The sequence below is a fragment of the Saccharothrix stipae genome (assembly GCF_054781895.1).
This window is the reverse complement of record NZ_BAAGTN010000017.1, coordinates 1-15357: the sequence shown is the minus strand read 5'-3', so window position 1 is coordinate 15357 and position 15357 is coordinate 1. Positions and strand designations below refer to the sequence as shown.

13 protein-coding genes and 1 pseudogene are annotated in these 15357 nt (G+C 71.6%); 10 read left to right on the top strand and 4 right to left on the bottom strand.

All coding sequences use genetic code 11. The annotated features are described in order from the left end of the window. Positions 1 to 177: 177 nt before the first annotated feature. The 4 genes and pseudogenes from ACYVLT_RS27925 to ACYVLT_RS27910 all read left to right on the top strand — a co-directional run bounded on the left by ACYVLT_RS27925 (position 178) and on the right by ACYVLT_RS27910 (position 3561). On the top strand, positions 178 to 987 hold the full coding sequence (locus tag ACYVLT_RS27925; protein ID WP_461123189.1) for a hypothetical protein: 810 nt from the start codon (positions 178 to 180) through the stop codon (positions 985 to 987). An 80-nt stretch (positions 988 to 1067) separates the two neighbouring features. Then, positions 1068 to 1659 (top strand): annotated as a pseudogene (locus ACYVLT_RS27920) (response regulator transcription factor). Positions 1660 to 2019: 360 nt separating this feature from the next. Beyond that, entirely contained in the window at positions 2020 to 2592 is a 573-nt protein-coding gene (locus tag ACYVLT_RS27915; protein WP_360464418.1) for a sigma-70 family RNA polymerase sigma factor, read from the top strand. Next, positions 2593 to 3561: an anti-sigma-D factor RsdA gene (locus ACYVLT_RS27910; RefSeq protein WP_461123188.1), complete on the top strand. Its 969-nt coding sequence runs from the start codon at positions 2593 to 2595 to the stop codon at positions 3559 to 3561. A 62-nt stretch (positions 3562 to 3623) separates the two neighbouring features. Here the strand turns inward: ACYVLT_RS27910 and ACYVLT_RS27905 are convergent, their stop codons facing one another. Next, positions 3624 to 4073: a DUF5319 domain-containing protein gene (locus tag ACYVLT_RS27905; RefSeq protein WP_461123187.1), complete on the bottom strand. Its 450-nt coding sequence runs from the start codon at positions 4071 to 4073 to the stop codon at positions 3624 to 3626. A gap of 65 nt (positions 4074 to 4138) precedes the next feature. On the opposite strand from ACYVLT_RS27905, the gene guaB reads away from it, so the two are divergent. The 5 genes from guaB to ACYVLT_RS27880 all read left to right on the top strand — a co-directional run bounded on the left by guaB (position 4139) and on the right by ACYVLT_RS27880 (position 10986). Further along, positions 4139 to 5650 carry an IMP dehydrogenase gene (gene guaB / locus ACYVLT_RS27900; protein WP_360464410.1) on the top strand — a complete coding sequence of 504 codons (1512 nt, stop codon included), beginning with the start codon at positions 4139 to 4141 and terminating at the stop codon, positions 5648 to 5650. A 79-nt stretch (positions 5651 to 5729) separates the two neighbouring features. Then, entirely contained in the window at positions 5730 to 6863 is a 1134-nt protein-coding gene (locus tag ACYVLT_RS27895; RefSeq protein ID WP_461123186.1) for a GuaB3 family IMP dehydrogenase-related protein, read from the top strand. A 110-nt stretch (positions 6864 to 6973) separates the two neighbouring features. After that, positions 6974 to 8692, top strand: coding sequence for an FAD-dependent oxidoreductase (locus ACYVLT_RS27890; protein ID WP_461123185.1), 1719 nt, complete (start codon positions 6974 to 6976; stop codon positions 8690 to 8692). Positions 8693 to 8711: 19 nt separating this feature from the next. Next, positions 8712 to 9671 carry an MBL fold metallo-hydrolase gene (locus ACYVLT_RS27885; protein ID WP_461123184.1) on the top strand — a complete coding sequence of 320 codons (960 nt, stop codon included), beginning with the start codon at positions 8712 to 8714 and terminating at the stop codon, positions 9669 to 9671. 13 nt (positions 9672 to 9684) lie between these two features. Further along, a complete protein-coding gene (locus tag ACYVLT_RS27880) occupies positions 9685 to 10986 on the top strand; it encodes an FAD-dependent monooxygenase (protein ID WP_461123183.1) in 1302 nt (433 codons plus the stop codon). On the opposite strand, the gene ACYVLT_RS27875 is transcribed toward ACYVLT_RS27880, so the two are convergent. Both ACYVLT_RS27875 and ACYVLT_RS27870 read right to left on the bottom strand, forming a co-directional pair. Next, positions 10961 to 12298 carry a cytochrome P450 gene (locus ACYVLT_RS27875; RefSeq protein WP_461123182.1) on the bottom strand — a complete coding sequence of 446 codons (1338 nt, stop codon included), beginning with the start codon at positions 12296 to 12298 and terminating at the stop codon, positions 10961 to 10963. The two genes, ACYVLT_RS27880 and ACYVLT_RS27875, sit on opposite strands and share 26 nt — an antisense overlap. Beyond that, positions 12295 to 13086 (bottom strand): SDR family NAD(P)-dependent oxidoreductase, encoded by a 792-nt coding sequence (locus ACYVLT_RS27870; RefSeq protein WP_461123181.1) that lies wholly within the window; start codon positions 13084 to 13086, stop codon positions 12295 to 12297. Before ACYVLT_RS27870 ends, ACYVLT_RS27875 begins: the two co-directional genes overlap by 4 nt. A 68-nt stretch (positions 13087 to 13154) precedes the next feature. On the opposite strand from ACYVLT_RS27870, the gene ACYVLT_RS27865 reads away from it, so the two are divergent. Then, positions 13155 to 13709, top strand: a complete 555-nt coding sequence (locus tag ACYVLT_RS27865) for a TetR/AcrR family transcriptional regulator (protein WP_461123180.1) — start codon at positions 13155 to 13157, stop codon at positions 13707 to 13709. Here the strand turns inward: ACYVLT_RS27865 and ACYVLT_RS27860 are convergent. Continuing rightward, the gene (locus ACYVLT_RS27860; RefSeq protein ID WP_461123179.1) at positions 13699 to 15144 is read right to left on the bottom strand and encodes an aldehyde dehydrogenase family protein; all 1446 of its coding nucleotides are present in this window, start codon (positions 15142 to 15144) and stop codon (positions 13699 to 13701) included. The two genes, ACYVLT_RS27865 and ACYVLT_RS27860, sit on opposite strands and share 11 nt — an antisense overlap. Positions 15145 to 15357: the final 213 nt, after the last annotated feature.

Genomic DNA, 15357 nt, shown 5'->3' with positions numbered 1-15357 from the left:
AGGACACGGCTGTTCTGAACGTAGGACACGCGCGTTCTGGAGGTAGGACACGCGCGGGCTGGAGGTTGGACTCACGAGGGGGCGGGCGGGTTGTCGGAGTTGCGGGAGGCGGCGTTCGGGGATCGACCCGAGGCCGAGGTGTGGGCGGCGTTGGCCGGCGGGGTGCGGGAGCGGTGGTTGGCGGCGGTCGTCCTGGGCGGTCAGGGGCACTACGCGGCGGCGGCTTCGGTGCTCGGCGGGTTGATCGCGGGCGGTGGGCTGTTCGGGTCGTTGGCGGCTTCGACGCTCGCGTCGCACCGGCGCCAGCTGGGCGGCCACGCGGCGGCACGGGTGCTCGACGGCCGGGCGTTGGCGCTGGCGCCCGAAGGCGGACGCGCCGACCAGGACGACGTCGACGCCGCCGGTGCCCGGACCGACGCCCTGCTGGGGCTCGCCGCCGACGCGATCGGCGCCGGTCGGCTCGCCGAGGCGCGGCGACTGCACGCGAGCGTCGAGCCGCACGGTTGGCGCAGCCGGGTGCGGCACCGGTGGCTGGCCGCCGAGATCGCGTTGGCCGGTGGTCACGCCGAGCAGGCGGTGCACCCGGCCGAGGAGGCCGCGGCGACCGCCCGTGCGGCCGGCGCAACGCGACACATCCTCAAGTCCGACCTCGTCCTGGGGACCGCGTTGGTGGTACGGGGGACACCCGAAAGCGTCGACCGAGGGGTCGGTCTGCTACTGTGTGACCTAAATCACACTGACCGCCGAGGGCTTTTCTCGTTGTCCTGGCCGACGGCGCTTGTGCTGGCAAACGCCCAGGCAGACCGCACTATTGCGGGCACGGAAAACGTGAAGGAACGCGCGGAAAACGCTCTGAGCTGCGTGTTGCGCAGAGCCGACCCGACCGCCCGCCGGCTCGCGGACCTCTCGCCGTGGATCCCGACTTCGCTGCTCCGTTCCGGGGAACCCCCGAACGCAGACGCTCAGACGAACTTCTTGACGGATTAAGCACCGGATCGTGTCAAGGTTCGGCCTCTAGCGTCCGATAGGGGATGTGGAACGTCACTCGGCTGCAGGAAGGAGTCCCCGTGACCACGGTCCTTATTTGCGACGACCGGCGCAGTGTGCGGGAGGGTCTCACCCGCGTGATGTCGGCTGTCCCAGGGGTTAGCCGCATCGACTGCGTAGCGCACGGTGACGAGTTGTTGGCTCGGTTCTCTCGGCAGCCGGTCGACGTCGTACTGGTTGGCACCCAGCGCGCCGTCCCGACCGGGGTCGAAGCGACCCGGCGACTCGTCTCGGCCAACCCGCAGGCAAACGTCATCGTCTTCGGCGCACCGGACGACGCGGGCAGCATCGCCGCCGCGATCGCCGGCGGAGCCCGCGGCTACCTGCGCTGGGACGCCTCGCGTCCCGAGCTGGTCGCCGCGCTGGCGCGGCGCGAGCACCAGCGTGCCCGCGCCGCGCCAGCCGTCGGACCCGGGCGTCCAGCTCACCGAGCGCGAGCTCCAGGTGCTGCGCGGGATGAGCCAGGGCAAGAGCAACGGGCAGATCGGGCGCGAGCTCTACCTGTCCGAGGACACGGTGAAGACGCACGCCCGGCGCTTGTTCCGCAAGCTCGGCGTCCGCGACCGGGCCCAAGCCGTCGCGCACGGCTTCCGGCGCGGTCTCGTCTCCTGACACCCGCGGGACACCCCCGGGGCGCCCAGAGCGCTCCAGGGCTCCCGTGGTGCACGACTCAAGGCTCGGGACAGGTCCGTCGGTCACGTCGGGCGACACAGGCTCGTCCGACTCGTCAGGCGGGTCGCACCGGCACTCCTCCCTCCAGCCCGGCCCGGTGACGCACGCCGTCACCGGGCCGTCGTGCGTTCACCGCGTGTCGGCCGGTCAGGTGAGGTCCAAAGACCTCATCTGGACCCCATTGCCGAACATCCGACCGGGCGACCGGTACGGTGAGCATCACCAGTACGGGCGACGTCGATCGTCCCGTGCTGTTCTTTGTCGGTACGCCTACGCGTAACACCAGGGCAGTTGTCTGCGATGACCAACTTGGGGGACGGACTGGACGCCGAAGTGGGCGCAGCCGTCGATGGCGACCGCCTCGCGATCGAGCGGCTCCTGGCATCCATCCGACCCCTCGTGGTGCGGTACTGCCGCGCCAGAGTCGGAAGGCAGGAGAGGTCGTTCGCCTCGGCGGACGACGTGGCCCAGGAGGTGTGTCTCGCGGTGCTGACGGCCCTGCCCAGCTATCGCGACCAGGGTCGGCCGTTCTTGGCGTTCGTCTACGGGATCGCCGCGCACAAGGTGGCCGACGCGCATCGCTCCGCAGCCCGGAACCGGTCGGAACCGGTCCCGGAGGTTCCTGACGCCCCCGAGACGGAGGCCGGCCCCGAACAGCGCGCCATGCAGGGCGAGCTGTCGGAGCGGATGGCGGTGCTCCTCAAGGTCCTGCCGGAGAAGCAGCGGGAGATCCTGCTGCTTCGCGTGGTCGTCGGCCTGTCGGCCGAAGAGACCGCCGACGCGGTCGGCTCCACGCCGGGCGCGGTACGGGTGGCGCAACACCGCGCCCTGGCCCGCCTTCGCAAGACGTTGGCAGCGGAGGAGGTGGTCTGAGTGGCTGACCAGCACGAGAAGGGCAACGGAGAAGTCGTGCGCGGACGAGATGAGAGACCGCCGCAGTCTGAAGACACCCTGGTGGACGACGCGCTGGTGGACGACATCGGGGTGGACGACACCGGCGCGGACGACACCGGGGTGCGGCCGGGGGACGACCTCGCGGGCATCCGGGCTGACGACGCGCTGCTGGACGCGCTGGGCGGGCGTGACGGCGAGCCGTCCGGGTCGCTCGTGGACGACGAGCTGAACGCGCTGCTGCTGGCCTGGCGGCACGAGGTCGACAGCCCGCCGATGGGCGAGTTGGTCGACACCGACACCGCGGTGGCCACGATCGCCGCCGCCCGCCCCCAGCCGCGGGGCAGGCACCGCTTCCTCATCCCCCTCGCGAGCGCCGCCGCGGTGCTGGCGATCGCGTTCACCGGGATGAGCCTGGTCGCGCGGGACGCCCAGCCGGGCGACGCGCTCTGGGGCCTGACCAGGGTCCTCTACTCCGAGCACGCACGGTCGGTGGAAGCCGCCGTCGCGGTTCGCGACGACCTCGACACCGCCCGCGCCGCGCTGCGCGACGGCCGGTACAGCGAGGCGCGCGACGCGCTGATCGCGGCGGGCGAGATCCTGCCGTCGGTCTCGCCGGACGACGGCAAGCACGACCTGGCCCAGAAGCACGAGTCGCTCTTGCAGGAGCTGACCAGCACCACCCCGTCGCCGAACACGCCGACGACCGTCGACCCGTCCACGACGCACGCGTTGCCGTCGACCTCGGCCAGCGTGCCGTCGCTCACGCTGTCGACGACGCCGGAGCCGACCACGACGACCGTGCCGACGACCACCACGACGACGGTCCCGACCACGGACGGCACGGCGCAGCCGCCGCCACCCACCTCGGGTGAGTCGCCGGCCGGCGAGACCCGGGGCGAGTCGGTGCCGGACACCTCCGACGGCAGCCGGCAGACGCCGGAGAGCTGACGCCGCCGAACGCGCTTGTGACGAAGCCCGCCCTCGCACCGGGGGCGGGCTTCGTCACACCTTCAGCGGGCGCTCTCGGTCGCGGTGACCCCGTCGGCGTAGCCGCGGCAGTACTCCCAGCTGACGTAGGCCGCCGGGTCCGGGTCGTACGCGGGCTCGTGCGGGCGCATCCGGCCGTCGGACAGCAGCTGCTCCAGGCTCGACCGCAGCAGCGCCCAGTCGTGGTAGTGCGGCTCCTCGCACTCGCCGCAGTCCACCACGATCCCTCTGACGCCACGGGGATCCAGGAGGGCCTGGTACACGGCGAGGTCGCTGAGGTCGCCGATCAGCTCGGCCCGCTCGGCGTCGTCCATCGGCGGGTGGTCGTGGTCGTGGTCGGGTTCGCCGAGCACCCGGGCCGGGTCCTCCGGGTCGCCCGCGAACGGGTCTGGTGGCAACGCGTCGTGCGGCACGACCCCGCACGGTACCGGGCGGACCCCCGACCACGTCCAGATACCATGACCTGAACCCATCGCCGCTGCGTGGAACCGATCCGCGGCGGCGGGATCGCCGTACTACGGAAGGCAAGCCAGCCGCCATGACCAGCGAGCTCAACGCTGACGGAGTCCCGCCCAAGTTCGCCATGCTGGGACTGACCTTCGACGACGTACTGCTGCTGCCCGCCGAGTCCGAGATCGTCCCGAGCGGCGTGGACACCAGCACCAAGCTGTCGCGCAACATCACCCTGCGCGTCCCGCTGGCCTCGGCCGCGATGGACACCGTGACCGAGGGGCGGATGGCCATCTCGATGGCCCGCCAGGGCGGTATCGGCGTGCTGCACCGCAACCTGTCGCTGGAGGAGCAGGCCCGCCAGGTGGAGACCGTGAAGCGGTCCGAGGCGGGCATGGTGAGCGACCCCGTCACCTGCACCCCCGACGACACGATCCGCCACGTGGACGAGCTGTGCGCGCGCTACCGGATCTCCGGTGTGCCGGTCACCGACACCAGCGGCAAGCTCGTCGGCATCATCACCAACCGGGACATGCGGTTCGAGGTCGACCACTCGCGCAAGGTCAGCGAGGTGATGACCAAGGGCCCGCTGGTCACCGCCCAGGTCGGCGTGTCGGCGGAGGCCGCGCTGGGTCTGCTGCGCAGGCACAAGGTGGAGAAGCTGCCGATCGTGGACGGCGACGGCAAGCTGCGCGGCCTGATCACGGTCAAGGACTTCGTCAAGACCGAGCAGTACCCGAACGCCTCGAAGGACCCGGACGGCAGGCTGCTGTGCGCCGCCGCGATCGGCGTCGGCGAGGACAGCTTCGCGCGGGCGATGGCGCTGGCCGAGGCGGGCGTCGACGTGATCATGGTCGACACCGCGCACGGCCACCAGCGCAACGTGCTGGAGATGGTCGCCCGGGTGAAGAAGGAGCTGGGCGAGGAGGTCGACGTGGTCGGCGGCAACGTCGCCACCCGCGCGGGCGCCCAGGCGCTGGTGGACGCGGGCGCGGACGGCGTGAAGGTCGGCGTCGGCCCCGGCTCGATCTGCACCACGCGCGTGGTCGCGGGCGTCGGCGTGCCGCAGATCACCGCGATCTACGAGGCCGGCCTGGCCTGCGCGCCCGCGGGCGTGCCGGTGATCGGCGACGGCGGCATCCAGTACTCGGGCGACATCGCCAAGGCCATCGCGGCCGGTGCGAGCGCGGTCATGCTCGGCAGCCTGCTGGCGGGCACCGCCGAGGCGCCGGGCGAGCTGGTGCTGGTCAACGGCAAGCAGTTCAAGACCTACCGGGGCATGGGCTCGCTGGCCGCGCTCCAGGGCCGCGGCGAGGGCAAGTCGTACTCGAAGGACCGCTACTTCCAGGACGACGTGCTGTCCGAGGACAAGCTGGTGCCCGAGGGCATCGAGGGCCGCACGCCGTTCCGCGGGCCGTTGTCGACGGTGGTGCACCAGCTGGTGGGCGGCCTGCGCGCGGCCATGGGGTACACCGGCTCCAGGTCCGTCGCCGACCTCCAGCAGAAGCAGCTGGTGCGGATCACGGCGGCCGGGCTCAAGGAGAGCCACCCGCACGACATCACCATGACCGTCGAAGCACCGAACTACACGACCCGCTGAATCGGCTCCGCCTGGGCTAGTGTGCCCAGGTTCCGCTGGTTCCCCTCAGGTTCATCAGCTCCACGGAAGGACGACAAAGGTGCGCGATCTGGTCGAGATCGGCATGGGCCGGACCGCGAGGCGGGCCTACGAGCTGGACGACCTCGAGATCATCCCGTCCCGGAGGACCCGGTCCTCGAAGGACGTCTCGACGGCGTGGCAGATCGACGCCTACCGGTTCGAGATCCCGCTGATCACCCACCCGACGGACGCGATCGTGTCGCCGGGCACGGCGGTCGCCATCGGCGAGCTGGGCGGGCTGGGCGTCCTCAACGCGGAGGGCCTGTGGGCTCGGCACGGTGACGTGGAAGAGGCCCTGTTCCGGCTGGTGCAGGCCGTGGAGGACACCGACGACCCGGCCGCGCCGGTCCGGGTGCTCCAGGAGCTGCACGCCGAGCCGGTGCGGATGGACCTGATCGCCGAGGCGATCAAGCAGGTGCGCGAGTCCGGTGTCACGGTCGCGGTGCGGGTCAGCCCGCAGCGGGCGGCCGAGCTGACCCCGGACCTGCTGGCGGCCGGCGTGGAGATCCTGGTCGTGCAGGGCACGATCATCTCCGCCGAGCACGTCTCCCGCGACGGCGAGCCGCTGAACCTGAAGTCGTTCATCGCGGACCTCGACATCCCGGTGATCGCGGGTGGCGTCGGCGACTACCGGACCGCGATGCACCTGATGCGCACGGGCGCGGCGGGCGTGATCGTCGGCTACGGCTACACGCCGGGCGTGACCACGACGGACTCGGTGCTCGGCATCGGCGTGCCGATGGCCACCGCCATCGCCGACGCCGCCGCGGCCCGACGGGACTACCTGGACGAGACCGGTGGCCGGTACGTGCACGTGATCGCCGACGGCGGCGCGCTGACCAGCGGCGACATCGCGAAGTCGATCGCCTGCGGCGCGGACGCGGTGATGCTGGGCGAGCCGCTGGCGGCGGCGTCCGAGGCGCCGGGCCAGGGCCTGTACTGGACTGCGGCGTCGGCCCACCCGTCGGTGCCGCGCAGCCACGTGTCCACCGGTGTGGACCAGGTCGTGGACCTGCGCAAGCTGCTGTTCGGCCCGTCGGTGGACCCGCGCGGCGTGACGAACCTGTTCGGCTCGCTGCGCCGGGCGATGGCCAAGACCGGCTACTCGGACCTGAAGGAGTTCCAGAAGGTCGGCCTCACGATCAGGGGCTAGGAAGCACCCGATCAAGCCCCTGCTCCAGGCGGGGGCTTTTTCGCGCTCGCCGACGCCCGGGCGGAACGAGCACTAGCCTGTTACCGGAAGTTACGCCTAATCTGCCAGGCATGGGTGAACTCGCCGGTAACAACACCGACTACGACGTCGTGGTGGTGGGGTCGGGCTTCGGCGGCAGCGTCGCCGCGCTCCGGCTCACCGAGAAGGGCTACCGGGTGGCCGTCGTCGAGGCCGGCCGCCGGTTCGCCGACGACGAGTTCGCCGAGACGTCCTGGGACCTGCGGCGCTACCTGTGGGCACCGGCGCTGGGCTGCTACGGCATCCAGCGCATCCACGCCCTGCGCAGCGTGATGATCCTGGCCGGGTCGGGTGTCGGCGGCGGGTCGCTGGTGTACGCGAACACGCTCTACCGGCCGCTCAAGCCGTTCTACTCCGACCGGCAGTGGGCGCACATCACCGACTGGGAGGCCGAGCTCGCCCCGTTCTACGACCAGGCGAGCCGGATGCTGGGCGTGGTGGAGAACCCGACCACCACGCCGTCGGACGTGGTGATGCAACGCGTCGCCGAGGACATGGGCGTCGCCGACAGCTACCACCCGACGCCGGTCGGCGTGTTCTTCGGCGAGCCGGGCAAGCGCGCCGAGGACCCGTACTTCGGCGGCGCGGGCCCGAGCCGGACCGGCTGCACGCAGTGCGGCGCGTGCATGTCCGGCTGCCGGGTCGGCGCGAAGAACACCCTGGTCAAGAACTACCTCTACCTGGCCGAGCGCAACGGCGCGCGGGTGCTGCCGCTGACCACCGTCACCGACCTGCGCCAGGCGCCGGACGGCACGTGGGCGGTCGGCACCCGCCGGACCGGCGGCAAGCTGCGCAAGGGCCGTCGCACGATCACCGCGGGCCAGGTCGTGCTGGCCGCGGGCACCTGGGGCACCCAGCAGTTGCTGCACCGGATGAAGGCCGACGGCGCGCTGCCGCGGCTCTCGCCCAAGCTCGGCGAGCTGACCAGGACGAACTCCGAGTCGATCATCGGCGCGGCCCGGTTCACCGTGGACGAGGAGCGCAACTTCAGCCAGGGCGTGGCGATCACGTCGTCCATCCACCCGGACGAGCAGACCCACATCGAGCCGGTGCGCTACGGCAAGGGCAGCAACGCCATGGGGCTGCTCCAGACGCTGGCCACCGACGGCGCGAAGGCCACGCCGCGCATCCTGCAGTTCCTGTCCCAGGCGGTCCGCCACCCGCTGCGGCTGGCCCGGCTCATGTCGGTGCACCGGTGGAGCGAGCGGACGGTGATCCTGCTGGTGATGCAGAGCCTGGACAACTCCATCACCACGTTCACCAAGAAGGGCCTGTTCGGCCGCAAGCTCACCTCGAAGCAGGGGCACGGTCAGCCGAACCCGACGTTCATCGAGGCCGGTCACGAGGCGAACGTGCGCGCGGCCGAGCACATCGACGGCATCCCGGGCGGCACCTGGGGCGAGCTGTTCAACATCCCGCTGACCGCGCACTTCATCGGCGGCTGCCCGATCGGCTCGGACCCGGAGAGCGGCGTCATCGACCCCTACCACCGGGTCTACGGCTACCCGGGCCTGTCCGTGGTCGACGGCGCGGCGATCTCGGCGAACCTGGGCGTGAACCCGTCGCTCACCATCACCGCGCAGGCCGAGCGCGCGTTCTCGGTGTGGCCCAACAAGGGCGAGCCGGATCAGCGCCCGGAGCAGGCCGCGGGCTACCGGCGAGTCGCACCGGTGGCGCCGAGGAACCCCGCCGTCCCGGCCGAGGCCCCCGGCGCGCTGCGGCTGCCGATCGTGGAGGTCAAGTCGACCTGATCGCCCTATGGTGGGTCGTGTGGCCACGAAGCCGTTCGCGTCCAGCGCCGACCTCGAACCCGAGGACGAGCGGTTCGTCGAACTCGCCGACGGCGTCTACACCCTCACCGCCGGGGGCGACCCGAACGTCGGCGCGATCGAGGGCGAGGACTTCCTGGTCTGCATCGAGGCCCGCGCCACGCCGAAGGCCGCCCGCCGCTGGCTCGACCTGCTCCGCGAGCGCACCGACAAACCCGTCCGCCACCTGGTGCTGAGCCACTACCACGCGGTCCGCACGCTGGGTGCGAGCGCGTTCGACGCCGCCGAGATCATCGCGCACGAGAACACCAGGGCGTTGATCGCCGAACGGGGCAGGCAGGACTGGCTCAGCGAGTACGGCCGGATGCCCCGGCTGTTCGAGGAACCCGCGGGCATCCCCGGCCTCACCTGGCCGACGGTCACGTTCTCCGACCGCCTCACCATCCCGCTCGGCGGCGACCGGGGCGAGCTGGAGCTGCGCTTCTGCGGCCGCGGCCACACCGCGGGCGACATCGTGGCCTGGCTGCCGCAGCAGCGCATCCTGTTCGCCGGTGACCTGGTCGAGTCGCGGGCCGCCCTCTACACCGGCGACGCGTTCCACGACGAGTGGGCCACGTCCACGCTCGACCGGGTCGCCGCCCTGGGCGCCGAGCAGCTCGTCGGCGGACGCGGCGCGCCCGCCCGCGACCGGACCGAGGTCGACGTGGCCATCGCCCAGTCGCGGCACTTCCTGAACACGCTGCGCCGCACGGTCGGCACGGTGCACATGAGCGGCGGCACGGTGAAGGACGCGTTCGAGGCCGCGCACACCGCCCTGGCCCCGCGCTACGGCGGGTGGCCGATCTTCGAGCACTGCCTGCCGTTCGACGTGCAGCGGTACTGGGACGAGTGCGACGGCGTGGACTGGCCCCGGATCTGGACCGCCGAGCGGGACCGCGAGGTGTGGGCGGCCCTGCAATGACCTCGGTCGCGCGATGACACCGGTGCTGGTGGTCGGCGCGGGTCCGGTGGGTCTGACCGCCGCGCTCCTGCTGGCCCGCGCCGGCGTGCCGACGACCGTCCTGGAGGCCTCCGCCCGCCGCGAAGCGATCGGCAGCCGGTCCATCTGCGTCCACCGGGACGTGCTGAACGTCCTCGAACGCGTCGGCGTCGGCCGAGCCGTCGTGGACGCCGGCGTCACCTGGTACCGGGGCCGGACCTACTACCGCGACCGCGAGGTGCTCACCCTCGAACTCCCGCACGCCGAGGGCGGCTTCCCGCCCTTCGTCAACACCCCCCAAACGACCGTAGAGCACATCCTGCACGCGAAAGCGCAGGCCAACCCCCTGATCGACCTCCGCTACGGCCACCGGGTCGAGCGCGTCCGGACCGACCCGATCACCGTCGAAACCACCCGCGGCACGTTCGAGGGCACGCACTGCGTCGCCGCCGACGGCGCCCACTCCACCGTCCGCGACCTGCTCGGCATCCCGTTCGAGGGCCACTCGTTCACCGACCGGTTCGTCATCGCCGACATCCGGGTCGACCTGGGCCACCCCGAGCCGGAGCGCCGCTTCTACTTCGACCCGCCGCTGCCGGGCATCCCCGGCCGCCAGGTCCTCGTGCACCCGCAACCGGACGGCGTCCACCGCATCGACTGGCAGGTGCCCGAAGGCTTCGAACTCACCGCGGACCACATCCGCGCCATCACCGGCGACCGCCCGTACGAGGTGCTCTGGCAGTCCACCTACCGCTTCCACCAACGCCGTGCGACGAGCTTCCGCGTCGGGAACGTCCTGCTGGCGGGCGACGCCGCGCACGTGATGAGCCCGTTCGGCGCCAGGGGCCTCAACTCGGGGATCTGCGACGCCGACAACGCCGCGTGGAAGATCGCCCTCGACCGGGCGGGCGACGCGGGCCCGCACCTGCTCGACTCCTACCACCGGGAACGCGCCGCCGCCGCCGACGAGAACCTCCGCATCACCGGTGACACCATGCGCTTCCTGGTGCCCCGGACCGAGGCCGAACGCGCGTACCGCCACCACGTCCTCGCGAACGGCCTTACCGACCGGATCGACTCCGGCAGGCTCTTCGAGCCCTTCGCCTACCGCGACTCGCCCCTGACCACCAACGGCGACGGCGAACTCCGCCCCGACAGCCACCGCTACGGCCCCGGCTTCACCGTCGAGGGCGACGCCCTGGTCCGCCCCGACGGCCACACCGCCGCGGTGGCCACCGACCTCGCCGAAGCCCTCCGCCGCGCCAAGGGCTTCACCGCCGCCGAGGCGTCACCGTGAACCCCGCCGGCTTCAGCGTCAGCATCTCCGCCACCTGCAACCGGTAGTCGTCCGACGCCACCAGGTCGTACCGCCGCAACACCGTGGCCAGCGCCAACGTCGCCTCGTGCACCGCGAACTGCCGTCCGATGCACGCCCGCTCCCCGGTCCCGAACGGCTTGTACACGTGCGCCGGCCGCGCCTTCACCCGCGCCGGCTCGAACCGGTCCGGGTCGAACTCCTCCGGCGACGCCCACACCGCCGGATCCCGGTGCACCAGCGGCAGCAGCACCAACGCCCACTGCCCGGCCCGCATCGGGTACCGCCCGCCCAGCACGGTGTCCGACCGCGCCTCCCGCGCGAACCCCGGCGCCGTCGGCCACAGCCGCAGCGCCTCGTCCAGCACCCGCCGCACGTACCGCAGCTTCGTGACCTGCTCGAACTCCGGGACGTCCGCCGAGCCCCACACCGCGTCGACCTCGGCGCGCGCCTTCTCGACCACCTCGGGGTGCCGCGACAGGTAGTACAGCGCGAACGACAGCGCACCGGACGTCGTCTCGTGGCCCGCGATCAGGAAGGTGATCACCTGGTTGCGGATGTTCACCTCGTCCAGCTCGCCCGAGGACAGCATCAACCCGAGCAGGTCCGACCCGCCCGAGCCCCGCCGCGCCCGGACCACCTCGTCCACCACCTCGGCCAGGTAGGCCAGGTCGCGCTGGTAGCGCTCCTCCGCCGCACGCCCGAACAGCCTGCCCACCAGCGGCAGCACGAAGTTCTTGCGCTGCGCGTACCGCAACGAGCCGATCATCGCCCGCACGAACGGGTGGGTCTCGGTCCGCGAGAACGACTCGAACGAGTACCCGAACCCGACCCGCCCGATGGTCTCCAGCGTCAGCTTGGTCATGTCGGCGGAGACGTCGACGGTCCCGCCCCGGTCCCACCGCTCGACCAGCTGCGCGGTCACGTCCACCATCGTCGGGTGGTAAGCGCGCATGGCGCTCTGCGTGAACGCGGGCAGCAGCACGTCGTGCGCCGCCTTCCAGTTCGGCTCCTCGTTGTACGCGGTGAACAGCCCGTCACCGCCCACGTCCCGCAACGCCTCCACGCCCAGCGCCAGGTGCTTGGCGAACCGCGACTCGTCGGCCAGCTCCGCGGCGAGCCCGGCGCCTCCGACGAACACGATCTCCTGGTCCAGGAACCGCCGGGTGAAGATGGGCCCGAGCTCCCGCCCCAACCGCATGGTGTCCTGCACCGGCGTGCGCGGGTTCGTGCCGAGCACGTCACCCAGGAACGGCACCCGCCACTTCGGGTGCGGGATCACGGCGCCGGTCATCGCTTGCTCCGGTTCGCCGCGCTCATCCGCCGCATCACCTCGTCGTTCGACAACCGCCGCTGCAACCCCGACGAGAACGCCGGGAACGCCCCACCGAGCACGCTCGCCACCCGGAGTTCCGGCGGAGCCACGTTCACCTCCGCCCGGTCGTCCTCGATCGCCCGCACCACCCCGACCGCGACCTGCTCCGGTGACACGGTCCGCATTCCGGCCGGCGGCTTCGCGCCCGTGTCGGCGAACATCCCGGCGTCCCGCACGAACCCGGGCTGCACGATCGACACGCCCACCCCGGTGCCGTGCAGCTCCTCCCGCAACCCCAGCGCGAAGCCGCGCAGCCCGAACTTCGTCGCGTTGTAGAGCGAGGCGTAGGCCGACGCCACCTTGCCCGCCAACGACCCGACGAACACCAAGCGCCCGTGCCCCGCCGCCACCATCGACGGCACCAGCACCCGGGCCAGCTCGATCGGCGCCTCCAGGTTCACCGCCAACGCCCGCTTCACCTGCTCCGCGGTGAAGTCCGCCAACGCCCCGTTGGCCGGCAGTGCCGCATTGGCCACCAGCACGTCCACCGCTCCGACCTCGGCGACCAACCGCGCCACCCCGTCGACGTCGGCCAGATCGGCCGCCACGGCGCGCCCACCGACCTGATCGGCCAGCCGCTCAAGCTCGGCGACCTTCCGCCCGGTCAGCACCACCTTCGCCCCACGTCCGGCCAGCTCACGCGCGATGGAGTGCCCGATCCCTCCCGTCGCGCCGGTCACCAACACGGTCGATCCCGAGACCCGCATGTGTCCTCCGATACTGTTCGTTCGAACGAACAGTATCGCGGATCAGCCCATGGCGGAGAATGAACGACATGACGACCAGGCAGCGGATCATCGGGGCCGTGCTGCGGATCATCGGTGACGACGGTGTCGCGGGCGTGACCAACCGGCGCATCGCGCAGGAGGCGGGCGTCTCGCTCGGTTCCGTCACCTACCACTTCGCCACCCAGCAGGACCTGCTGCGGGAGAGCCTGCGGCACTTCGTCACCGAGGAGACCAAGCGCTTCGGCGAACTGGCGACCGAGAACGACACCGAGTGCGCCGACCTCGACCAGGTGGTCGAGATCGTCGGCCAGGTCGCCGAGGCGACCGGCACCGACAGCGAGCGCATCGCGCCCTACGAGCTCTACCTGCACGCCGGCCGCGACCCGGAACTGCGCGCCGCCGCCGCCGAGTGCTTCGCGGCCTACGACAAGCTCGCCGAAACGGTCCTGGCGTCCATCGGGGTGAAGGACGCCGACCAGGTCGCCAGTGCCGTGGTCGGCATGGTGATGGGCCTGAAACTGCGCGCCCTCGCCACCGGCTCCGGCACCGAGGACCTGGTCAACGGCCTGCTGATGCTCGCCAGGGGTGCCCTCAAAGAGTGATGCCGGTGAGCACCAACGTGCGCTCCTCGGTGAAGTCCTCCATCGCCGACCGCACCCCTTCCCGCCCGGTGCCCGACCCCTTCACCCCGCCGTAGGGCATCTGGTCGGCCCGGTAGGACGGCACGTCGCCGATGATGACCCCACCGACCTCCAACTCCGCCGCCGCCTCGAACGCCACCGTGACGTCACGCGTGAAGACACCGGCCTGCAACCCGTACTCCGTCGCGTTGGCCTGCTCGAAGGCCTCCGCCACCGAGTCGACCACGGCCACCGCCAACACCGGCCCGAACACCTCCTGGTGCCACAACTTCGCCTCCACCGGCACGTCCTGCACCACCGTGGGCTCCACCGACGTCCCCGACCGCCCACCACCGACGTGCAGCACGCCCCCACCCGCCACCGCTTCCGCCACCCACTCCTCGACCCGCCGCGCGTTGTCCTCGTCGATCAACGGCCCGACCTCCACCTCGGGGTCGTGCGGATCCCCGGTCTTCAACCCCCGCACCGCCGCCACCAGCCTCGGCACGAACTCCTCGGCCACGTCCCGGTGCACCAACACCCGCTGCACCGCGATGCACGACTGCCCACCCTGGTAGTTGCCGAACGTGGCGATCCTCGACGCCGCGAAGTCCAGGTCCGTCCAGTCCGGGCACACGATCGCCGCCGAGTTGGACCCCAACTCCATCACCACGTGCTTGCGCGGCGCGGAGTCCATCAACGACCACCCCACCGCCGTCGACCCCGTGAAGGAGATGACGGGCAACCTCTCGTCCGTCACCAGCGCCTTCATGTCCGATCCCCGCACCGGCAGCACGGAGAACGCGCCCTCCGGCAACTCCGTCTCCGCCAACAGCTCACCCAACAACAACGCCGACAACGGCGTCGCCGACGCGGGCTTCACGATCACCGGCGCACCCACCGCCAACGCCGGCGCCACCTTGTGCGCCACCAGGTTCAACGGGAAGTTGAACGGCGCCACCGCCAGCACGGGCCCACGCGGCACCCGCCGAACCACCGCCAACCGCCCCTCACCGTTCACATCCGTGTCCAACCGCTGCAGGTCACCGGTAAACCGCCGCGCCTCCTCAGCCGCGAACCGAAACGTGTTCACCGCCCGCTGCACCTCGACCTCGGCCCACTTCAACGGCTTGCCGTTCTCCGCCGTGATCGTCTCCGCGATCTCCTCGGCCCGCTCGGCCAACCCCTGCGAAACCCGCAACAACGCCCCCGCCCGCACGTGCGCGGGCATCCGACGAAACTCCTTCGCCACCCCCACCGCCGCCGCCACGGCCCGCTCCACCTGCTCCGGCCCGGGCACCGCCACCGACGCCACCTCGGTCCCGTCGAACGGATGGTGAACCACCACGGCTGAGACGCCCTGCTCGGCGTGACCAGCAATCCAACAGGGCCGTGGCTGAGGCGTGAACGCGTCCATGACCAACACCGTATTCCCGACCCACCACCTTCGACCTATTGATCTTCGAACACCCCACCCCAACGGACCACCCCCACCCCCCAACGGCCCCCCACCCACCACCGAGACCCACACCCCCAACCCACCCACAACGCCCCCACAACGGCCCCGCCGCCGACCCACCGAGGCTCGATTTGACATGGGTTCGGGTGCCATAGGCTGGACGAAGCCGGG